Source organism: Postechiella marina (genome assembly GCF_039538365.1).
Taxonomy (GTDB): Bacteria; Bacteroidota; Bacteroidia; order Flavobacteriales; family Flavobacteriaceae; genus Postechiella; species Postechiella marina.
The window spans coordinates 70548-91035 of the sequence record NZ_BAABCA010000008.1; the positions used below are offsets into that span (position 1 = coordinate 70548).

Below are 20488 nucleotides of genomic sequence, written 5' to 3' on the forward strand. Positions count from 1 at the left end.
CGCGAAGGCGGGAATTTTAATTTCCACTACAGTGGCAATCATAATAAATTAAAGCCTTCAAGTATAAATTACTAGAAGGTTTTTTTTATTTAATAAATTATTAAAATAACTTATTCCACTTTTTGTGGATATTAAAAAAATAATACTCAATGGCAGACGAAAACGAAAAACCCAAACAAGGACAAATAAATATAGAGCTTGATGAAGCAGTAGCAGAAGGTACTTATTCTAATCTTGCAATTATCAACCATTCAGTTTCAGAGTTTGTAGTAGACTTTGTTAATATTATGCCAGGAGTACCTAAGAGTAAGGTTAAATCTAGAATAATATTAACACCACAACACGCTAAGCGTTTGCTTAAAGCGCTTGCCGATAATGTAAATAGGTTTGAGAATTCTCATGGAGAAATAAAAGATTACGAGCAGCCTCCAATACCTTTAAATTTTGGACCTACTGGCCAAGCTTAAATAAAAAAGCCTTTGATTCTATCTGGAATCAAAGGCTTTTTTTATAGTGATAATATCTATTCGAATTCAGACACAAAATGAAACTTAATATTTGGATATTTTTGCTGTGTCATTTGTAAAGAAAAAGATGAGTCTGATAAAAATACCAATTGCCCGCGTTTATCTTTAGCTAAAAAGCGTTGTTTTACTCTAACAAACTCTTTGTATTCTTCACTCTTAGAGTCTTTAGGGTCTACCCAACAGGCTTTATAAACATTCAGGTTTTCGTAAGTACATTTAGCACCATATTCATGTTCTAATCTGTATTGAATAACCTCGTATTGTAAAGCACCAACAGTACCAATAACCTTTCTTCCATTTAAGTCTAAAGTAAATAGCTGTGCTACACCTTCATCCATTAACTGGTCAATACCTTTATATAATTGTTTAGATTTTAATGGGTCTGCATTATTAATATATCTAAAATGTTCTGGCGAAAAGCTAGGCACTCCTTTATAGTTTAAAATTTCGCCTTCGGTTAATGTATCTCCAATTTTAAAAGTTCCGGTATCTTGTAATCCTACAATATCACCAGGATAGGAAACATCTACAATCTCTTTTTTCTCAGCAAAGAAAGCATTTGGACTAGAAAACTTAACTTTTTTATTATGTCTAACGTGTAAATAAGGTGAATTTCGCTTAAACTCTCCCGAAACAATTTTTATAAATGCTAATCGATTTCTATGATTAGGATCCATATTAGCATGTATTTTAAAAACAAAACCGCTAAATTTATTTTCTTCAGGTTTAACTAAACGTTCTTCGCTTTGTTTAGGTCTTGGTTTAGGTGCGATTTCTACAAAGCAATCTAGTAATTCACGAACACCAAAATTATTTAAAGCCGAACCAAAAAATACGGGTTGTTGCTCTCCGTTAAGGTAGGTTTCTTTATTAAATTCTGGATAAATACCCTCAACCAATTCTATTTCTTCTCGAAGGGTATTTGCAGAATTTTCACCTATTAGCTTGTCTAATTCTGAAGATGATAAATCAGATATTTCAATAGTTTCTTCAATGTCTTTTCTACTATCTCCGCTAAATAAGTTTACGTTTTTCTCCCATATATTATAAATACCTTTAAAATCATATCCCATACCAATAGGGAAACTTAAAGGAACCACTTTTAATCCTAGTTTTTGTTCAACTTCATCCAATAAATCGAAAGCATCTTTACCTTCTCTATCCATTTTATTAATAAAAACAATCATCGGGATGTTTCTCATTCTACAAACTTCAACTAATTTCTCAGTTTGTTCCTCTACACCTTTTGCAACATCAATTACAACAATTACACTATCTACAGCGGTTAAAGTTCTAAAGGTATCTTCAGCAAAATCCTTATGCCCAGGTGTGTCTAAAATATTTATTTTAATACCATCGTATTCAAAAGCAAGTACAGATGTGGCTACCGATATTCCACGTTGGCGTTCTATTTCCATAAAGTCACTTGTAGCACCTTTCTTTATTTTATTACTTTTTACAGCGCCAGCTTCTTGTATGGCGCCACCAAATAATAATAATTTTTCGGTTAGTGTTGTTTTACCTGCATCGGGATGCGATATTATACCAAAGGTACGTCTGCGTTGTATTTCTTTTAAAAAACTCATATTATGAATGTGCAAATGGGTTGCAAAGATAGTATTATTAACCTCAATAGAAATAGCAATTTTAATGCTTTTTAATTTTTATAAATTTTGATGTAACTATTAAAATGTTGAAAATTTGTATTTGTATTGAAAAACAATGTTGTTGTTTAGTTAAAAATTTAATAGAGCTTGAATATATTATAGATTAGGTAGGTATATTTAAAAACAGGTTATCTGGTAAAGGGTATGGAGAAACTCAACTAACATACCATTGTTCTAAAGGTGTAAATGTTCTGAAGTAGAACATCAAATAAACATAAGAAGCGAGTTTATGGTGGCAGCAAATTAAAACTTTAGTTTAAAAGATATTTTAAAGCATCCAAATAAACATTTAGTTGCTTTTTTATTATTATAAATGACATTTATAAATGTTATAATTTGTTTGTATTTTTGTTGACTATGGAAGAAGAAAAAGTAATTTTAGTAAATGAAAAGGATGAGCAAATAGGCTTAATGGGTAAACTAGAAGCACACGAAAAAGCATTATTACATCGAGCATTTTCTGTGTTTGTTTTTAATGATGAAAAAGAGTTGATGTTACAACAAAGAGCATTAGGCAAATACCATTCGCCAGGGTTATGGACAAACACATGCTGTAGCCACCAAAGAGATAAAGAAAGTAATATTGAAGCTGGAAAACGTCGCTTACAAGAAGAAATGGGTTTTGTTGTAGATTTGCAAGAATCTATTTCTTTTATTTATAAAGCTCCTTTTGATAATGGTTTAACAGAGCACGAATACGATCATGTTTTACTAGGAAAATATAATGGAGAACCAGAAATTAATAAAGATGAAGTTGCTAGCTGGAAATGGATGCCTTTAGAAGCTGTAAAAACAGATATAGATTTACAACCAGATTTATATACAGAGTGGTTTAAAGTTATATTCGATAAATTCTACGAACATATAAACATTAAATTATGAGGGTAACTGTTAGCAGAAAAGCACATTTTAATGCAGCACATCGTTTGTATAGAGCAGATTGGAGTAATGAAAAAAACCAAGAGGTTTTTGGTAAATGTAATAACGCCAACTATCATGGGCATAATTACGAACTAATAGTAAGTGTTACAGGAGAAATAAATCAGGAAACTGGTTTTGTAATAGATCTTAAAGTTTTAAAAAATATTATAAAGGAAGAGGTCGAGTATAAATTTGATCATAAAAATTTAAACCTAGATTTAGATTATTTTAAAGCATTAAACCCTACCGCAGAAAATATATCTGTTGTTATTTACAACATAATTAAGTCTAAAATCCCTTCAAATTTAGATTTAGAAATTACACTTTACGAAACACCTCGTAATTTTGTTACTTACTCTGGAAGCTAAAGGTAATAAATAATGCTATTCTTATTAAAGATAGATTTGTAATAGCAATTAATTACTTACTTTTGCAACAATATAAATATAGAAATTATGGCAAATGTTAGAAACCTAAAAAAAGACATTAATTATGTTTTAGGTGATATTATTGAAGCAGTATATGTTTGGGAATACTCAAATACAAACAAAGATACTAAAGGAAGTGAAGCTATTATTGATGAAGCTATTGAGACTTTTGATGTATTAATAGCAAAGGTAAATAGTAAAAATGTTGAGGATAAAAAATCGCATTTTAAATCAATTAAAAACGAGCTTGAAGAAAAAGGAAAGGCGTTAATTGAAAAAATTAATAAATTAAGTTAAAAAAAATGGTTTAAGAGTTTGTATATATCATTCTAAGGAGTATATTTGCCAACTCTTAAAAACGCCGATGTAGCTCAGCTGGCTAGAGCAGCTGATTTGTAATCAGCAGGTCGTGGGTTCGAGTCCCTCCATCGGCTCTTTAAAACAAAAAAAACCTTTCGTATAGAAAGGTTTTTTTGTTTGATATTGTTTTGTTATTCGGGCTTTATTTCATCTACAAAAGCTTGTAATTCTTTACCGTATTTAGAAGCCTTCACTTTAGGAGTAAGCATTTTATTAATAGTATCTAAAAAGGTATATTTAGCATTGTATATTTCTGTTAGAGCAAGAAAAGGTGCAACTTCACTATCGTTATTATTTAAAGCAAAATTTACTGTGTATAAATATTTACGCTTTATAGAGTTGTCGTATTCTTTTTTTAATGCTTTTAGCTTAGCTGTATCGTTTACAGTTTGTGCTTCAAAGTTTTCTTTAATTAATTCTAGATTTCTATTAGTAAACCTAGTCATCATTAGTCTATAGTCTTCTAAAGTTTTTTGTTGCTCAGACCCTTTTATTTTAGCATCAAAAACAAAATTCTTTAAAGTAGTATTAATTTCTGTAACACCTTTGTCTGCAAAAAAGGTAATTCTATCCTCTTCTTTAGAGTTTTTATCTAGATATAAATAAAAAACCTCTGGAGAATCTAATTCACTATGCAATTCAAAAACAGTATTACCATTAATAACTAAAGAGTCTACAGTTACTAGAAGTGTATCTTCTACTTTTTTTAGATATAAGGTACCTTTTTGTAGACCTTTAATTGTCGTTTTTACAGTTAAATCGTGTGTTTCTTTACTGCACGACATAAAAAGGATTAAGAATAGTATACTAAAAATTGAAATGTTTCTCATAAGTAAATAGATTTTTTATAATCGCAAATATCCTATAATAAAAGTATAAATACTAGTTGTTAAATTAATTTTCTAGTTTTTGAAGTTTTCTGGTTCATTATTATAAAATTTTACATTTTTTTAAAAAAATTACAATAATAAATACTTTATATTTTGTTTTGGCACGATACTTGTGTTTAGTTAAATAACATTCTTATTATAGTTTATTGAGTGGTTACTTTAAACTTTAGAATGTTATAATCATATTTTTGGTTAGTTAGTTAAATTAGTTAGTTAGTAAAAAAAGCATCCTATTAAGGGTGCTTTTTTTGTTTGTACTATTTAAAAGGATGTTTTTTTTTTTTTTAATAGACTATCGTGTATTTCATCGATAAAATACAATATTTCAGCAATAAATGTTAAAAAAACATGTATTTCATCGATTTAAATGGTTTTTAGTCGTTGTATTTTTAGAAGAGTTATATATTTGAAGTGTACTAGATAACATACTTTTTAGTTCAATGGATTAATTAATTAATATTTGCATTATGCTGTTGATATGGTAACCCCGAATCTAACTTCGTAATATAAAAAGCAAATTATAAGAAGACCGAGTTTGAGGGAACTCGGTTTTTTTTGTGCTTAATATTTAATAAATATTTTTTTTTGCTATAAATTAGCTTTCAACTTTTATTCATGAAAAATTATATAACTCTATTTGTTTTATTTTTTGCACTATTTTCTTTTGCTCAATTACCAAAAGGATTTGTTTATGTTCAAGATAGTATTCCCACTTTAAATGTAGAATTACGTTATTATACAGCTAATAATTTTTTAGGTACTAGAGTAGATGGTTATCGATCTAATAGATTAATTCTAACAGATAAGGCAACACAGGCTTTAAAAAAAATACAAGCAGCTTTAGAAGATAACAATATGTGTTTAAAAGTATACGATGGGTATAGACCCCAACGTGCGGTAAACCACTTTATACGTTGGGCAAAAGATTTAAACGATACCATAAATAAGCATATATTTTATCCAAGGGTAAAAAAAGCGCATTTATTTGCACAAGGGTATATAGCATCTCGATCTGGACATAGTAAAGGAAGTACTCTAGATTTAACTATAATTGATGGTAATACAGGCGAGCCTTTAGATATGGGTAGCATTTTCGATTTCTTTGGTCAAGAATCGTGGGTAAATTATCAAAATATTACAGATAGTCAAAAAAGTAACAGACAATTGCTTCAATCTATTATGCTTAAAAATGGATTTAGAAATTATCCTAAAGAATGGTGGCATTTTACTTTACGTGGCGAGCCATTTCCTGGTACTTATTTCGATTTTGAGATTAAGTAAATGTAATTTAATACCAACGTTTTTTCTTCTTTTTAGAAGCTTCACTTTTTCTACCTTTTTTATATTTACTTTTATTAGGCGACTTATGAACTTCTTTTTTTGCCTTTGGATCTAAAGGATAAGGGTGATCTTCTATAACATCTAATTGAATTTGAATTAGCTGTTGTATAGTTTGCACGTATGTTTTTTCGTCTGCAGAACATAAAGAATATGCTATACCATGTTTTCCTGCTCTAGCAGTTCTACCAATTCTATGTACGTATGTTTCTGGAATATTTGGTAAATCGAAATTTATAACAGCATCTAAGTCGTTAATATCTATACCTCTTGCAGCAACATCTGTAGCTATAAGTATATTTGTTTGATTGTTTTTAAAGCTTGCTAAGGCTTCTTGTCTAGCTGTTTGGCTTTTGTCGCCATGAATACTACCTGCTTTGTAACCATTTTTTAATAAGGTTTTTTCAAGTTTATCAACACCAAATTTGGTACGTCTAAAAATAATAATATTACCTTTAATGGTATTTCTTAATAAATGTAAACACAGTTCTATTTTGTTTTTTTTAGGAACATAATAAAGCGTTTGATTTACATTTTTTGATGTTGAAGCATTTTGGGTAACCTCAATACGTTTAGGGGTGTTTAAAATGGAAAGTGCTAACTGTTCTACTTTGTAAGGTATGGTGGCCGAGAACAAAAGCGTTTGTTTTTCTTCTGGGCACAAGCGTTCTATCTTTTTTACATCGTCTATAAAACCCATATCTAGCATTAAATCGGCTTCATCTAAAACTAAGGTTTCAACATAATCTAAATTAATAATGTCTTGTTTGTGTAAATCTAATAAACGTCCTGGCGTGGCAATTAAAATATCAACACCTTTTTTTAAAACATCTTTTTGTGGTTCTATAGATGTGCCTCCGTAAATAACAGCAGTTCTTAAATTGGTGTAGGTGCTATAGGTTTTAAAGTTTTCTGCAATTTGAATAGCCAATTCTCTCGTTGGGCTTACAACCAAAGCCTTTATTTTTTTTCCTTTTTTTGATGCGTCTTGTTTATCAAACAGTAATTTTAAAATTGGAAGAGCAAAAGCTGCAGTTTTACCTGTACCGGTTTGTGCAGATACAATAATATCTTTTTTTTCAAGTACAAATGGAATTGTTTTTTCTTGAACAAGTGTTGGGTTATCGTAACCCGCTTCTGCAACAGCTCTTAGAATAGGTCTGTTTAATTGTAAGTCTTTAAAGGACATGTGTATTATTTATTTAATGCAAAGATAATGTAATCTCCATCAATTAGATTTTAGAAATTTTTTTAATTTATTTCTTTTTCGTTCTGGTAATGCATTGTTGTTTATAGCTCGTTTAAGTAAGTGTTCCTCTTTATTTTTAGAGTACAATAAATTGAAAAGTTGATGGGTTGTTAAGCTGTTTTGTGCTTGTTCTGTGCGTATTAGTTTGTCTCCTTTTTTAACAAACCCTGGTTGTAATACACGAACATAAGTGCCAGGAAAACCATGCGATATAAACTGTGTTAAAGCATGCATAGATTTAAATTTAACGCCAAATTTAAAACAAGGTTCTCTAGGTTGGGTTATTTGTACCAAAGCTTCACCTAGTTTGTAAATGTCTCCAATGTAAATTTTAGTTTCATCTAAGTTAGAAATAGTTAGGTTTTCTCCAAACATGCCCCAATTCCATGATAAATCTGGGTATAGGTTTTGCCAATATTTATAATGTTTTTCAGAAAATAAATAACATGCTTTAAATTCGCCACCATGTACTTTTTTGTCAGATACCTCATCATCTTTAACGCCATCTTTACCTAAATAAATACCATGTGCTGTAGGTGTTTTATAAATACCAGTGGTTACTTTTTGGTCTTTCCAAATAATGGTTGTTGGTTTTGCTAAATTGGTCGATATTATTTTCACTAGATTCTTTATTTAATACAGATAAAATTAAACAAAATAAATAGAGAAACTTTAATTTATAGCTTTTAATACAGATTTATACGACCTATGTTTATAGGTAAAAAAAAAATAAGGCTTTACCCAAAAATGTTGTTTTTTTGAACATATATAACCTTTATTTAAGTGTTTGAATTATAAATTGCAAGAACAAACTAAACTAATTAAAAACTAAAACAAATGAAACTAAAATTACTAGCATTATTATTACTGTCTTTATGTTTTATAATGTTTTCGTGCTCTAATGATAAGGAGGAAACATTTAATAAAGAAGATTATCAAATTGTAAAAGAAGAACCGGGAGGAGAAGAAGAGGAAGAAGAAGAGGAAGAAGAAGAGGAGACAGGTGAGACTACTAAAACAGTAGATGGTATTAAATATGGGGCAGATTTTGTTTTATTTGAGCCCGAGGTTACCAAATCTGATTTAGGACTTTGGGTTAAAAGAACACCAACCGATTCTAAGTATTATGTTGGCTCTGGTATAGAAGCTATAAATAAAGGGTATTTAGAGTTTACTGGAAATAATCTTAATGGAGGCTCGGCCAAATCGCCTATAGAATTTAAATTTACCTGTCCAAAAGATGGGAAATACAGAATGGTAATGCGTATGTATCAACCTTTATTAGATGGAGAAGCGGGAGATAAACGAAACGATGTTTGGGTAAAACTAACTGGAGATTATACAACAGCTTGTGTATATCCTACAGAAGAGTTGAAAAAAAATCATAAATTTTGGGGTAGAGGTGTTCGTAAATGGGGATCTGCACATAATTTAGAAGGCCATGTAGATGGTGTTAAAAAACTAAATAAAGTTGTGTATAATTTAAAAAAAGATGAAGAATATACTTTTACAATATCTGGTAGAGCTCAAGGTTGTAGCTTAGATTATATTTTGTTTTACGACGAAAGTTTAGGTTTGAGTGTTGCAATACATGATGATATAGCAGCAACATTACCAGAGTTGTACAGACCAGATATTATAGATTAATAGCACTTTTTCTATTAAAACAAAAAACACTTCTGTTACAGAAGTGTTTTTTTTATTTTATAATATTATAAATTATTTAATTTACAGCAATTAAATTTATATCGAAAATTAATACTGCGCCTCTAGGTATGCCATTTCTTCCAGAATTACCGTATGCTAAACGAGAAGGTATTAATAATTTACCGCTTCCGCCTTCGTTAAAGTAGGTAATGCCTTCTGTCCAACCTGCTATAACTTGTTGTAAATTAAAAGTAACACCATCAGCATCACTTTCATCAAAGACAGAACCGTTAGTAAAGTACCCTTTGTAGGCAACTGTAACATTGTCTGTAAAAGTAGGCGCTTCACCAGTACCAACTTCTTCTACAATATAGTACAAACCAGAACTGCTTATTTGTGCAGTTAAATTGTTTGTAGCTATATAAGCTTGAATTTCTTCTTCGTTTTCTGCGGTATAATCTTTAACACTATCATCAGAGTTACAAGCTGTAAATAAAATTAAAGCAAAAGCAATTATTGTGTTTTTCATAAACTAAATTTTTTCTAGCAAATATAGTAGAATAAATTTGTCTAAATAATGTTATTTTTCTTTGTAGGAGCAAGACTGAAAATAGTCTAGCAAGTTAAACTTTCTATCTTCAAATATCTGAGGTAAAATTTTTAAGTGCAGAATTCTATCAATTCTAAAAGCTCTGTAATCTTCTCGTAAATAGCACCAAGCAATTAGTATCCATTTATGGTTTGTAGAGTAAAAGGCGTAGGGTTCTATTTTTCTAAAAGAAATAGATGTATCGTTAGCCTTACGGTAGTTAATTTCTACATAATTAAAATTTGTAATTGCAAGCTGAATATCAGAAAGTGCGTTACTTGCAATAGCTTCATAGTTGCTATTAAAAACATATATTTTGTTATTAAGTATTTCGCTCTTTTCTTGAATAGATGTCTTAAAAACAGATTTTATTTTGGTAAGTGCATCATCAAAATTAGTAACAAACGAGGCGTCTTTTGTCTGTTTTACTAAGTGTTGCGCTGTAATTAATGCGTTGGCTTCCTTTTCTGTAAATTGCATAGGTGCTACTTGGTAACCTTCCATTAAAGAGTAGCCTCTACCTTCTATGCTTATAACAGGTACACCGGCTTCTTCTAATTTTCTTATATCTCTGTAAATGGTTCTTACGCTAACATTAAATTTTTGAGCAAGATCTGGTGCAGTTAAAAGTCTTTTAGATTTTAACAGGGTAAGTATAGATATAAGTCTAGATAGCTGCGACATATAAATTAAAGATAGCGAATCATTTTACAATTCGCTATCTTAAATAAAACTGTTTGTTTTTTGATTTTGATATTCTTTTTTTAGTTCCAAGAATGTAGCGCCATTCTGTTTCCTTCGGTATCAGTAAATTGTGCCATAAATCCGTTTTCACCTATGTCTGTTTTGGGCATAAGTATTTTACCGCCAGCAGCTTCAACTTTACTTAAGGCTATACTTAAATCGTTACCACCATTTAAATATAAAGTGGGGCCATTTGTTGTAGGTGTTTGCCCTTCCATTTCAATAAGCCCACCACCAACGCCATTATTATCCTTGTCGTAAGGTAGCATACCATATTTCATATTTTGTTCGGGCATATGGTAATCTGTAATTTCAATGTCTAGCACTGTGGTATAAAATAGTTTTGCTCTTTCGTAATTGTTTACAGGTATTTCGAACCAGTTGATTGCGTTTTTCATTTTTTAATTGATTAGATTGTTAAACTTATTATGCAAAATTATACTGTTAAGTGTCAAAATATGTCAGGGGTACTTTTTTTGTTTAACTTTTTTATAGTTGATAGCTTTTTTTGAATTCTAAAGGTGTTAATCTTGTTTTTTGTTTAAAAACTCTAGAAAAATAAGCGTAATCTTGATAGCCTAAAATTAATGAAATATTTTGTAATGTATTGTTAGAGTGAGTTATAAGTCTTTTTGCTTCTAAAATAACTCGGTCTGTAATTAAATTGGTTGTTGTTTTGTTTAGTGTAGTTTTTGTTATTCTATTTAAATGTTTTGGTGTTATGTGTAGTGCATTGGCATAAAATGCAGCCGACTTTTCAGTTTTAAAATAACTTTCAATAGTGCTTTCTAGTTTTCGTAATGTTTTTATATAAGTGCTAGATGTTGTGCTTTTGGTTGAAGTTTGCAAACTATAAAGTCTCGATAAATCTATATACGTGGTGTTTATTAAACTGGCTATTTTTTGTTTTTTGTAAGGCAGTTTGTTGTAATATTCTGTGTTAATGTCCTTAAAGTTTAACTCTAAAGTTTTTAGTGTTTTAGAGTCTAAATTAAGTGCGGGTGTATTTTTATGCGAAAAATAGAAAGGAAACTGCTCGAGTTTGCTCTTTGAAAAATGAAGCTCGTAGAAATCTTGAGTATGAAAAAAGATGTAACCTTCAGGCGGACTATTAAACGACCAATAATGTGTTTGTCCAGGTTTTAAAAAGAATACAGATCCAGCATTTACAGGATAAGTGCTAAAATCTATTTCGTGAGAACCTGTGCCTTTAGTAAATAATACACAAAGAAAAAAATCATGACTATGCGGTTTATAAAAGAAATTTTTATTTTTATTTAAATGACTTTTTAAATCGTTGCAATAAAAATCAGACCAAGGTATGTTGTGTTCGAATTGTTGAATATTTAGAACAGGAATTATTTTCATAAAATATAAATATGTCTTAAAAGTACAAAAAATAGCGTAGATAGTATGACTTAAAAAAGGCTAAAGGAGTTTAGTTTTGTGCTACTATTATTAATAATAATTTTATGAGAATAATATCACTTTTAAAAGGTAAATGTCCGCAATGCGAAAAAAAAGATATTTTTAAATCTAACGGTAACTTACTTAAGCTTCAAATTCCAGAAATGAACAACACTTGCAAAAACTGTAATTTTAAGTTTGAAAAAGAACCAGGCTTTTTCTTCGGCGCCATGTTTGTAAGTTATGCGGTTACTGCTGCAGAGTTTATAGCAGTATTTATTGTATCTCACTTTATTTTAGGTTTGTCGCTTTTAACCTCCTTTTTTATGGTAATAATTATAGCTATTATATTAAGTGGATATAATTTTAGGTTGTCTCGAAGTATTTGGATTTACTTATTTGCAAAACCTAAAGTAAAGGCATAAAATTAGTTGTTTAATTTACGCTCGTTATTTAAAATAGCACTTACAGCTTGTTTGTATTTGTATGGGTTTCCTGCTTTTTTTATGGCTTTATACGTTTTTTGTGGGTTAGAGCACGATTTAGAAAAGTACTCCCAAAAGCCTAACATTTTCATTTTTATAGGCGTTGGTCCAGACAGGTAATCGTCATATTGTTGGTAAATGGTATTGTGGAATGCCTCAAAAATATCCCAACGGTTCTCAGGATATTGGGTAGTGTCATTTTTTATCATTTGGGGTAAAAACGGATCTGCAATTAAACCACGACCAATCATAAAATAATCTAAACTAGAAAAACGGGCTTGTATCGCTTTAAAAGATGCCACACTTGTAATATCTCCGTTATAATACAATTTATGTTTTGTGCTTGTAATACAACGCTCAAAAGCATCTAAATCTACAGGGCCTTTATAAAGTTGCTTACCAATTCTAGCATGAATAGCAATACTTTTTAGCGGATAATTATCTAGAATAGGAAAAGCATCTAGAATCTCTTCTGCATTATTGTAACCCATCCGCATTTTCATAGAAACAAGAATATCCGTTTCGTTATGTGCACGTTCTAAAATAGTGTTAATTCTTGAAGGATCGCAAATTAAACCCGATCCCATTCCAGATTTTGCAACCATAGGGTATGGGCAACCCAAATTCCAATTAAGTTCTTTATACCCTAAACTTTGCACATACTTGGCAACAAACAAAAACTCCTCGGCATCGTTGGTAATAATTTGTGGTATAACCTCTAGAGTCGTATTGTTTTCTTGAAGTAAATCGTTTTGGTACGACGTTTTAATTTTAAACTTCCCGTTTAATCTAATATACGGTGAGTAAAATGTATCTATACCTCCAAAATAATGATTAAAAGCATTACGAAATCTAAAATCTGTAAATCCTTGTAGCGGAGACGAAAGTAAAGTAAAAGCCATTTATAAATTGTGAGGTGCAAAGATAGCTTTTATCTTTTTTTTAGAAAATGTATTTAGAAGGTTCGTTTAACGTAATTGTATAAGATTAGTTGCGCGGTTTAAGCACTAAAGTTAGCAAATAAATCACAGATAGAAAGTCCGCGAGGACTTTCGTAATTAGGCTAGAACTAGCAATTAATTTTATACGGTGTTAGCTGTAGGTTTTATTTCTAAATTTAATCTACATATCTTATAATTCCATCACTTTCAAACCAGAGTTGTTTATACTTTATCGGAATTATTTCCTTTCCTTTTTCATTTATATATCCAACTTTACCTTCAATTCCCACATAAGCTAGTTCATTGACGAAAGGAAATGCCTTGTCATAAATTGCTGGAATTTTGATATTACCTTTTTTGTTTATGAATCCATATTTTCCATTTTCTTCAAAAAGAGCTAAATTATTAGTAAAGAAAGGATATTTAGTTTTTTTCAAATTAAATTTTACTTTAACCTTATTCTTTGTATTAATACATCCGTAATTTCCTCCCTTTTTTACAAAAGCTAAACCATTTAAAAACGCACTAGCATCATCATATTCAAACGGTATTTTAGTTTCATTTTCTCTGTTTATAAAACCCCATTTACCATCTTTTAATGCAGGTATTAAATTTTCATTTATGTTAAATCCGACTTTATCATAAATTAAAGGAATAACTTCTTTGCCAGACTTATTAATAAATCCATATTTTTTTCCATTTTTCACAACATAAAGTTCACTGTCATTGATGAAATGAATGTTTTCGTATTTAGGTTGAATAATAACTTCTCCATTTATATTTACAAGACCATTTAGTTTTTTTCGTGCTTTTGTTTCTCGAAAAATTATAATAGAATCCTGTTCAAAATAATGACTTTGTATATCAAATTCTAGGTTTTTATTAAAAATAATTTTACCATTCGAATCTAAAATGTGACTTTTTTTGTTTTCAGTTTGGCATTTGTAATGATTAAAACCAAAATTACTTACCATCGTATATTTGAATTCCGTCAATGAATCACCTTTACGGTTTATTAATCCATACTTGCCATTTTTTTTGGCAATTCCAGCATCTCCATAATAGAAGAAGACATCAGTATAATTTTCGAAGTAGGTTTCTTTGCCATCTCTATTCACATAACCATATAGAGAATCTTTAATTACATTTGCATAATCATCAAAAAAATCTGAACCCATATTAAATTTAGGTTCAATTATTTTTTCTCCTTTAGTATTTAAATATCCTATTTTTGGATATTCTTTTGGTTGAATTTTATAGTATAATATTCTTAATAGGTTGTCAGATAAAGAATTACTTTCCGTTTTTTGAGGTACTCTACCGAGAAAATTAATTATATCAATGTCTGCTTTTATTTTTTCTTGCGAAAAAGTCCAACTTGTTGAGATTAAAAAAAGTAAGATTGTCAATTTGTTTTTCATATGTGAGTTTGTTTTTCAACTTACAGCTTATGCTAAGATAAAGTTTCGTTTCAATGATCTTTACCGATAGTTAAACGAAGTTAGTTGAAAATTTTCACAAAGTCAATTAATCCTACAAAATCAACAACCCATTTTCCCTTAAAGTATTAATTGATTTCGAAAACCAAAACAATTCAAAATTTTCAAAATGTTTTTCAAAGTCCGTTTTTAGTTGCGAAAAGGATTTTAAAGCATCGTTTTTCGGGCTTAAATCTTCTAGTTGATCTAAAAACCATTCGCCATGGTCTTTATCTAGTGGAACACTAAAGGTTTCGGTGGTACTATGAAAAGTTAATTCTAGTACCTGTTTTGTTTGCCCTTTTTTAGTTTTAGAATATGCGTTTACCAAAGGTTCTGTGCCTAACCAAACAATTTTTGCACTAGGTTTTATATTAAAATTGGTGGCAACCTCTAAACTATCATAAATAAAATCGGGGTGAATGGTTGTTTCAGGAATATCAAAATCAAACCATTCTTGCAGTGGTAAATCGAAACCAATACCATGCATGTAATTAAAAAGCGATTTTTTTAACCCGAAACTAAATAGGTTGTGGTCTATACCTGTAGTGTCTGTAAACTGAATGTCGTTATTGGCAAATTTAATTTCCTCTTGATGCGGAATAATATTATAATCTTCTGGTTTTAGTCCAACTGGGCTATGAGCAGTTAAAGCAAATTGATGCCAAAACCCAGATTGTAAAATACCAACTTCAAAAAGCTGACGTACCATTTCTAAGCTATCAATAGTTTCGTTAACAGTTTGTGTGGGGTAGCCATACATTAAATAGGCGTGTACCATAATGTTGGCTTCGGTAAAATTGCGGGTAACTTGTGCTACTTGCTGCACGGTAACACCTTTATCTATAAGTTTTAATAACCGGTTCGATGCCACTTCCAAACCACCAGAAACAGCAATACATCCAGAGGCTTTTAAAAGCAAACAAAGGTCTTGGGTAAAGTTTTTTTCAAAACGGATATTCGTCCACCAAGTTACAGTTAGTTTTCGCTTTATAATTTCTAAAGCTAAGGCTTTCATTAACGAAGGAGGAGCAGCTTCATCTACAAAATGAAACCCGGTTTCGTTGGTTTGTGTAATAAGTTGCTCCATACGATCTACCAATAATTTGGCAGCTACGGGTTCGTAAATTTTTATATAATCTAACGATATATCGCAAAAGGTACATTTGCCCCAGTAGCAACCGTGTGCCATGGTAAGTTTGTTCCATCGACCATCGCTCCAAAGACTATGCATGGGGTTTGCAATTTCTATAACCGAAATGTAATTTTCTAATTGTAAGTCAGAATAATCGGGAGTACCAACTTGATTTTGTTTGTATTCTGGTTTTGTTGTTGTGTTTTTATAAACCACTTTACCTGCTTCTAAAAGAAAAGTACGTTTAAATTCTTTACTTTCAGGATTTATAAGGTGTGCGTGTAATAACTCGATAGGTAATTCGCCATCGTCCAAAGTAATAAAATCGAAGAATTCAAAAACGCGAACATCAGATACCGAACGTAATTCGGTGTTGGGAAATCCACCACCCATGGCAATTTTAATGTTTGGGTAATTCGTTTTTATAAACTGAGCACAACGAAAGGCCGAATATAAATTACCAGGAAAAGGCACCGAAAAACAAACCAATTTGGGTTTTACTTTTTCTAGTTTTTCTTTTAAAATAGTAAGTGCTATACCGTCTATATAAGTAGTGTTTTCTTGCAGATTGGCGTATATTTCGTCAAACGAATTGGCACTCATACCTAAGCGTTCTGCATATCGGCTAAATCCAAAATTTGGATCTATGCATTCTATTATAAAATCAGATAAATCTTCAAGGTATAAGGTTGCCAAATGTTTTGCTTTGTCTTGCATGCCCATGGAGCCAAAAGCCCAATCTAAATCATCTAGTTGTTCAAATCTAGAGGCTTGTGGTAAAAAGTTATTAGAAACAATTTGGCGTGCAAAACTTGGTTTTTTGCCCTGTAAAAAGGCGATAATGTCGTTTAAAGGCTGTAAGTAAGCATTTTTTAAGCTATAAATACGTTGCGCATTTTGAGATGTTATTTGGTTATTTTTAAAAGCAAAATCAAAAATTTCTGTAAAGGAGTCTTTCGAAAATAGTTGCAAAATAACCTCGATACCTAAATCTATTTGAAAAGAACCAATGCCTTTGGTGTTTAAAAAACCTTTAATATAAGTTGTTGCTGGATATGGCGTGTTTAGCTGTGTAAACGGTGGTGTTATAAGTAAAAGTTCTTTTTCCAAAATAATACATCAAAATTTATATGCAAATATAATTTAAAAGATGAGGCGAGTGCTTTAAAATGTAATTAGAAAGGTTTTGAGTAGTGCTTTCTAGAGTGTTAGAGCAAGTGGTAAATATTGCCTTTTAATATTTGTTTTGTAACTGTAGTAATGCATCGTATGGATTTCTGGGGTAAAAAATAACGCGCTAATAGCAGTATTAAATAAACTGCAAAAAGAAGCTTTATTTTTATTTAATAGGTCGACCTTCAAAATTATAATTAACCCTTTTTATAAATTCTCCATTTTTATCGTATATGTATTTTGACCTTGCTCTCTCATTTATATCTTTTGTTTGATTTCCGTACCTGTCAAAGTATATAATTTCATTTCTTGACATATTATCGTGATAAGTTATTACGCCCATAGCTTTTTCTTTAGACGGATATCCTGATTCATCTGTGAAGTAGAAGCGTTTGTTTTTTCCGTATTTATTAAAATCTCTCATGTCAATTTTGGCATAACCCAAGCTCGAACTATTCACTAAATTTCCAAGACGGTCTATAAATTCTTCTCCATAAAATTGCCCATTTTGGTCCATGTGAAAAATAACTTTTGCGTAGCCATATTTCCCGTTTTCCAATTCGCCATCTAGATTTCTATTTTGTCGTGAGGATATAAAACCGTCTTTGTTATACGTGAAATGAGTAACCTTAAATCCATTTGGGTCTGGAATAGTATCTGTATTTAAGTTGTATCTAATCTCTGTTAACCTTCTGTTTTGATAATCTCTATTAACTTTGTAGACTGCAACCCCGTACTGGTTTAACAATTTGCCATTATTGTCATAATTTTCTTTTTTTATCCAAAATCCAGCTTCGTTTAGTTGATATTTGTGAAACCAGACACCATTTTTATTTGTAACTCTTTCTTGTTTTTCATTTTTGAAAATCTCTTCATAATGATTAGTGTAATATTTCCTTTCTAAAATATGTGCCCCAAAATTTGAACTAGAGCTTTTCTTGCCAGATACAAAGTACTCAACTGTTTTGAGTCTTTTGTCTTTATCGAAAGTAACTTTGTAGCAATTAATTAATTTGGCTTCATCATCATTTAATTTAATAGTTGGCTTTACTATTCTATTAGTGTGGTCAGAATTCCAATTTAAATAGTATCCACTTTTTTGTTGGCTATATGTTTTTATTGAAACAAATAGAGTTATAACTATAAGAAAATATTTTTTGTAGCTCATTTTTATGCTTTGTTGTGCATAGGCTTTTTATAGCTGTTCCACTAATTTTCTGGCGGTAACAGTATCATATATAATTTTTAGTTTGCTAATCTTATTTAGATTATCGAATTCAATAATGTCAACAACATCAAATTCTACTTTTTTATTGTTTTTTAAAGTCCATTTATAGGTAAAATAAAGCGCTAAATTGTTTGACTCATTTTCTTCAAAAATTCCTTTTAAGTGAAGTTCAGAATTTGATGTATCACTATTTAATTCATGATAAAATTCATCTGCTTTTTTTATTCCGTATAAAGGTGAATCAACCATTCCTTTTTCATTGAACAATGCAACTACTTGTTCAACATTTCCATTTTCAAGATGCGTTATATATTGCTTTGCTATTTCCTTTTTAGTCATTATTTACTAATTTAAAATTTTAGAGTTTGTTTCTTAGCAGTTTTGGCTAAACTTAGTGAGAGAGCCAAAAGTACAGAACTTTCGATTAAACACACAGTAAAACTTTTAATTTTATCTTTTCGTTTTTAAAGCCAAATTAAAAGATTTGGCAGGTTTGAGTAAAAGCTATTAACTTTTGGTTAAGTACCAAAACCCGTATTAAGTATAGTTATTTTGTAGAGCGGTTTTTTTATAAGTGTCCATTCATTCTAACTATATCCATTCCAATTTCTGTCTTTAATTCCATTAGAAACTCTTCTTTTAAATCAGGCCAATTCCAAAAAGTAAATCCAAGATTTGAAAATGCGATTGAATTATCAGTTTTATAGCTGGCTAAATTACTTTTGGTTAAACAATGCGGACAAGTTAAAGAAGTGTCCTTATTATTAGACCATTTATCAAATTCAGGAAACACAGTATTAAATCTGTTTAATTGTTCTTCAGTACAATTTTCGGTGTAAAAATCTTGAGGCGAGATTCCTTTAAACCGGTTTGTATTACAATTTGGGCACTCTAATTTAGTAAAAGGAGTAAATGCACCTGCATTAAATACTTCTCGTTCTGTTTTTACTTCAAGACCGCATACTTGTAGGCTCAAAATATTTTCGTTATACCCAATAGCATCTGTGTGTTTGTTTGCTGGTTTGTAGCCTTTTTTCTTTGTACTTAGTATACAGTCGGACAATTCACTTTCTATAATTTCTTTAGTCTGTAACCACTTCAAGATTTTTTCACTTAACTCTTTTGGGTTTTTAACTTCTTTTACGGTAGTAATAGTTATATAATTATCGCTCATTTTTACAGATTAATAGCTTTATAATTTAAGCATTTGTCTACAACACTTTCGACACTTGGATTGTAATTACTTATATTGTCTTTTCTTGCATTGTAATTTTCTGGGTAATAGAATAAATTTGCTCCATTTGGATATGGTATATTTTTATTGAAAACCTCATGTAATATATTAAGTTCACTTTCGCTTCCTTCGGCTTTTAGTATCTGTTTTCCTATTTCTATTAGCTCTTCTTTAGTCATGTTTGTCAACGTTTTATGTATGGGAATTTGCGTTTTTTTCGTGCGAGAATTTTTCGCAAAAAAAAAGATGCAGGCAAACAAATTAACTACCTTTATACAAGCTTAAAATAGTAATTATTTTATAAGATATTAGGTAACGTTATTGTATTTTAAATTCGTGTAATTTTTTTACAAGTTCTTTTTTTTGATACCAATCGTTATAAACAAGTTCGATTTTTTTAATCTCAAAAGTTCCAAAATCAAAGTCAGCATATTTGTCAATTATTTTCAAAAAACTCTCTTTTTCGTTTAAATGATTTTTAAATCGAACTATTGTTGAGTGTGCTGTTTGAATTGAATACCTTTTGTCCAAACTTTGTTCCAATTCCGATTTTTTAAATTCAAATCTCAAATTATCTCTAATGTCATTCAACACGTTATTGTTCATAAAACCTTGTAACATTATACAAGAATTTGATGCTGTTAAGCCTTTAAAACTAATTTTAATGTTGTTTTTATTAGGTATGCATTTTTTTATTAATTCAATATATTTAGGTAATTCAATATTTTCAATATTAAAACCATCATAACATGATATTATTGACATAATTGTAATATGAATATCAGATTTCGGATAATAATATTGATTCGGTTCAACTTTCTTTAATTCAAGATTAAGTTTTTCAATTTTAGCTTTTACTTCATTTGAAGGTCTAGCAAGAAGGGTAATTCCAAATCTTTTGTCAGACTTTGAATCAATTAAATTATCAATTTCATATTTTCCAGATGCTATGTTTTTTACTGATTCTTTATATAATTTGCTATAATGTTCTTTAAGGTTCACTACTTGATATTTATATGATAGTTTTTTTTTTTTTTTTGTTGCCAA

23 protein-coding genes and 1 tRNA gene are annotated in these 20488 nt (G+C 30.0%); 8 read left to right on the forward strand and 16 right to left on the reverse strand.

Annotated features, from left to right (window positions below):
* The first annotated feature begins 149 nt into the window (after positions 1-149).
* The gene (locus ABD715_RS16825; protein WP_344789507.1) at positions 150-467 is read left to right on the forward strand and encodes a DUF3467 domain-containing protein; all 318 of its coding nucleotides are present in this window, start codon (positions 150-152) and stop codon (positions 465-467) included.
* A gap of 56 nt (positions 468-523) precedes the next feature.
* Here ABD715_RS16825 and ABD715_RS16830 read toward each other — a convergent pair whose 3' ends face one another.
* Positions 524-2113 (reverse strand): peptide chain release factor 3, encoded by a 1590-nt coding sequence (locus ABD715_RS16830; protein WP_344789508.1) that lies wholly within the window; start codon positions 2111-2113, stop codon positions 524-526.
* A 438-nt stretch (positions 2114-2551) separates the two neighbouring features.
* On the opposite strand from ABD715_RS16830, the gene idi reads away from it, so the two are divergent.
* From idi to ABD715_RS16850, 4 genes are all read left to right on the forward strand, one after another.
* Positions 2552-3076 (forward strand): isopentenyl-diphosphate Delta-isomerase, encoded by a 525-nt coding sequence (gene idi / locus ABD715_RS16835; RefSeq protein WP_344789509.1) that lies wholly within the window; start codon positions 2552-2554, stop codon positions 3074-3076.
* Positions 3073-3483, forward strand: a complete 411-nt coding sequence (locus ABD715_RS16840) for a 6-pyruvoyl trahydropterin synthase family protein (RefSeq protein ID WP_344789510.1) — start codon at positions 3073-3075, stop codon at positions 3481-3483. Before idi ends, ABD715_RS16840 begins: the two co-directional genes overlap by 4 nt.
* Before the next feature lie 87 nt (positions 3484-3570).
* A complete protein-coding gene (locus ABD715_RS16845) occupies positions 3571-3840 on the forward strand; it encodes a hypothetical protein (RefSeq protein ID WP_344789511.1) in 270 nt (89 codons plus the stop codon).
* 63 nt (positions 3841-3903) lie between these two features.
* Positions 3904-3977, forward strand: a tRNA-Thr gene (locus ABD715_RS16850).
* A gap of 57 nt (positions 3978-4034) precedes the next feature.
* On the opposite strand, the gene ABD715_RS16855 is transcribed toward ABD715_RS16850, so the two are convergent.
* Complete coding sequence (locus ABD715_RS16855) at positions 4035-4733, reverse strand: DUF4369 domain-containing protein (RefSeq protein ID WP_344789512.1); 699 nt, start codon at positions 4731-4733, stop codon at positions 4035-4037.
* Between the two features lie 675 nt (positions 4734-5408).
* Between ABD715_RS16855 and ABD715_RS16860 the strand changes: the two genes are divergently transcribed.
* Positions 5409-6074 (forward strand): M15 family metallopeptidase, encoded by a 666-nt coding sequence (locus ABD715_RS16860; RefSeq protein ID WP_344789513.1) that lies wholly within the window; start codon positions 5409-5411, stop codon positions 6072-6074.
* Positions 6075-6081: 7 nt separating this feature from the next.
* Here the strand turns inward: ABD715_RS16860 and ABD715_RS16865 are convergent, their stop codons facing one another.
* Positions 6082-7320 carry a DEAD/DEAH box helicase gene (locus tag ABD715_RS16865; RefSeq protein ID WP_344789514.1) on the reverse strand — a complete coding sequence of 413 codons (1239 nt, stop codon included), beginning with the start codon at positions 7318-7320 and terminating at the stop codon, positions 6082-6084.
* Positions 7321-7359: 39 nt separating this feature from the next.
* Entirely contained in the window at positions 7360-8001 is a 642-nt protein-coding gene (locus ABD715_RS16870; RefSeq protein ID WP_344789515.1) for an MOSC domain-containing protein, read from the reverse strand.
* Between the two features lie 216 nt (positions 8002-8217).
* On the opposite strand from ABD715_RS16870, the gene ABD715_RS16875 reads away from it, so the two are divergent.
* Positions 8218-9027: a hypothetical protein gene (locus tag ABD715_RS16875; RefSeq protein ID WP_344789516.1), complete on the forward strand. Its 810-nt coding sequence runs from the start codon at positions 8218-8220 to the stop codon at positions 9025-9027.
* Between the two features lie 76 nt (positions 9028-9103).
* Here ABD715_RS16875 and ABD715_RS16880 read toward each other — a convergent pair whose 3' ends face one another.
* The 4 genes from ABD715_RS16880 to ABD715_RS16895 form a co-directional block, all read right to left on the reverse strand.
* Positions 9104-9556: an FKBP-type peptidyl-prolyl cis-trans isomerase gene (locus ABD715_RS16880; RefSeq protein ID WP_344789517.1), complete on the reverse strand. Its 453-nt coding sequence runs from the start codon at positions 9554-9556 to the stop codon at positions 9104-9106.
* Positions 9557-9607: 51 nt separating this feature from the next.
* On the reverse strand, positions 9608-10300 hold the full coding sequence (locus tag ABD715_RS16885; protein ID WP_344789518.1) for a helix-turn-helix transcriptional regulator: 693 nt from the start codon (positions 10298-10300) through the stop codon (positions 9608-9610).
* A gap of 80 nt (positions 10301-10380) precedes the next feature.
* Positions 10381-10758, reverse strand: a complete 378-nt coding sequence (locus tag ABD715_RS16890; protein WP_344789519.1) for a VOC family protein — start codon at positions 10756-10758, stop codon at positions 10381-10383.
* Between the two features lie 91 nt (positions 10759-10849).
* The gene (locus tag ABD715_RS16895; RefSeq protein WP_344789520.1) at positions 10850-11728 is read right to left on the reverse strand and encodes an AraC family transcriptional regulator; all 879 of its coding nucleotides are present in this window, start codon (positions 11726-11728) and stop codon (positions 10850-10852) included.
* Positions 11729-11832: 104 nt separating this feature from the next.
* Here ABD715_RS16895 and ABD715_RS16900 point away from each other — a divergent pair, with 104 nt between their 5' ends.
* Positions 11833-12192 carry a DUF983 domain-containing protein gene (locus ABD715_RS16900; protein WP_344789521.1) on the forward strand — a complete coding sequence of 120 codons (360 nt, stop codon included), beginning with the start codon at positions 11833-11835 and terminating at the stop codon, positions 12190-12192.
* Positions 12193-12194: 2 nt separating this feature from the next.
* Here the strand turns inward: ABD715_RS16900 and ABD715_RS16905 are convergent, their stop codons facing one another.
* The 8 genes from ABD715_RS16905 to ABD715_RS16940 all read right to left on the reverse strand — a co-directional run bounded on the left by ABD715_RS16905 (position 12195) and on the right by ABD715_RS16940 (position 20488).
* A complete protein-coding gene (locus ABD715_RS16905) occupies positions 12195-13154 on the reverse strand; it encodes a tRNA dihydrouridine synthase (protein WP_344789522.1) in 960 nt (319 codons plus the stop codon).
* 215 nt (positions 13155-13369) lie between these two features.
* Positions 13370-14614, reverse strand: a complete 1245-nt coding sequence (locus ABD715_RS16910) for a WG repeat-containing protein (protein ID WP_344789523.1) — start codon at positions 14612-14614, stop codon at positions 13370-13372.
* 112 nt (positions 14615-14726) lie between these two features.
* On the reverse strand, positions 14727-16916 hold the full coding sequence (locus tag ABD715_RS16915; RefSeq protein ID WP_344789524.1) for a B12-binding domain-containing radical SAM protein: 2190 nt from the start codon (positions 16914-16916) through the stop codon (positions 14727-14729).
* 229 nt (positions 16917-17145) lie between these two features.
* A complete protein-coding gene (locus ABD715_RS16920; RefSeq protein WP_344789525.1) occupies positions 17146-18147 on the reverse strand; it encodes a hypothetical protein in 1002 nt (333 codons plus the stop codon).
* A gap of 27 nt (positions 18148-18174) precedes the next feature.
* Positions 18175-18546, reverse strand: a complete 372-nt coding sequence (locus ABD715_RS16925; protein ID WP_344789526.1) for a nuclear transport factor 2 family protein — start codon at positions 18544-18546, stop codon at positions 18175-18177.
* Positions 18547-18775: 229 nt separating this feature from the next.
* Positions 18776-19381 (reverse strand): hypothetical protein, encoded by a 606-nt coding sequence (locus ABD715_RS16930; RefSeq protein WP_344789527.1) that lies wholly within the window; start codon positions 19379-19381, stop codon positions 18776-18778.
* Between the two features lie 2 nt (positions 19382-19383).
* Positions 19384-19620, reverse strand: coding sequence for a colicin immunity protein (locus tag ABD715_RS16935; protein ID WP_344789528.1), 237 nt, complete (start codon positions 19618-19620; stop codon positions 19384-19386).
* A 139-nt stretch (positions 19621-19759) separates the two neighbouring features.
* The gene (locus ABD715_RS16940; protein ID WP_344789529.1) at positions 19760-20488 is read right to left on the reverse strand and encodes a 2'-5' RNA ligase family protein; all 729 of its coding nucleotides are present in this window, start codon (positions 20486-20488) and stop codon (positions 19760-19762) included.

Bases quoted from the DNA above. Each gene is read 5' to 3' on its own strand.
- ABD715_RS16825 (WP_344789507.1), top strand. From the start codon at position 150: ATGGCAGACGAAAACGAAAAACCCAAACAAGGACAAATAAATATAGAG.
- ABD715_RS16830 (WP_344789508.1), bottom strand. From the start codon at position 2,113: ATGAGTTTTTTAAAAGAAATACAACGCAGACGTACCTTTGGTATAATA.
- idi (WP_344789509.1), top strand. From the start codon at position 2,552: ATGGAAGAAGAAAAAGTAATTTTAGTAAATGAAAAGGATGAGCAAATA.
- ABD715_RS16840 (WP_344789510.1), top strand. From the start codon at position 3,073: ATGAGGGTAACTGTTAGCAGAAAAGCACATTTTAATGCAGCACATCGT.
- ABD715_RS16845 (WP_344789511.1), top strand. From the start codon at position 3,571: ATGGCAAATGTTAGAAACCTAAAAAAAGACATTAATTATGTTTTAGGT.
- ABD715_RS16855 (WP_344789512.1), bottom strand. From the start codon at position 4,733: ATGAGAAACATTTCAATTTTTAGTATACTATTCTTAATCCTTTTTATG.
- ABD715_RS16860 (WP_344789513.1), top strand. From the start codon at position 5,409: ATGAAAAATTATATAACTCTATTTGTTTTATTTTTTGCACTATTTTCT.
- ABD715_RS16865 (WP_344789514.1), bottom strand. From the start codon at position 7,320: ATGTCCTTTAAAGACTTACAATTAAACAGACCTATTCTAAGAGCTGTT.
- ABD715_RS16875 (WP_344789516.1), top strand. From the start codon at position 8,218: ATGAAACTAAAATTACTAGCATTATTATTACTGTCTTTATGTTTTATA.
- ABD715_RS16880 (WP_344789517.1), bottom strand. From the start codon at position 9,556: ATGAAAAACACAATAATTGCTTTTGCTTTAATTTTATTTACAGCTTGT.
- ABD715_RS16885 (WP_344789518.1), bottom strand. From the start codon at position 10,300: ATGTCGCAGCTATCTAGACTTATATCTATACTTACCCTGTTAAAATCT.
- ABD715_RS16890 (WP_344789519.1), bottom strand. From the start codon at position 10,758: ATGAAAAACGCAATCAACTGGTTCGAAATACCTGTAAACAATTACGAA.
- ABD715_RS16895 (WP_344789520.1), bottom strand. From the start codon at position 11,728: ATGAAAATAATTCCTGTTCTAAATATTCAACAATTCGAACACAACATA.
- ABD715_RS16900 (WP_344789521.1), top strand. From the start codon at position 11,833: ATGAGAATAATATCACTTTTAAAAGGTAAATGTCCGCAATGCGAAAAA.
- ABD715_RS16905 (WP_344789522.1), bottom strand. From the start codon at position 13,154: ATGGCTTTTACTTTACTTTCGTCTCCGCTACAAGGATTTACAGATTTT.
- ABD715_RS16910 (WP_344789523.1), bottom strand. From the start codon at position 14,614: ATGAAAAACAAATTGACAATCTTACTTTTTTTAATCTCAACAAGTTGG.
- ABD715_RS16920 (WP_344789525.1), bottom strand. From the start codon at position 18,147: ATGAGCTACAAAAAATATTTTCTTATAGTTATAACTCTATTTGTTTCA.
- ABD715_RS16925 (WP_344789526.1), bottom strand. From the start codon at position 18,546: ATGACTAAAAAGGAAATAGCAAAGCAATATATAACGCATCTTGAAAAT.
- ABD715_RS16930 (WP_344789527.1), bottom strand. From the start codon at position 19,381: ATGAGCGATAATTATATAACTATTACTACCGTAAAAGAAGTTAAAAAC.
- ABD715_RS16935 (WP_344789528.1), bottom strand. From the start codon at position 19,620: ATGACTAAAGAAGAGCTAATAGAAATAGGAAAACAGATACTAAAAGCC.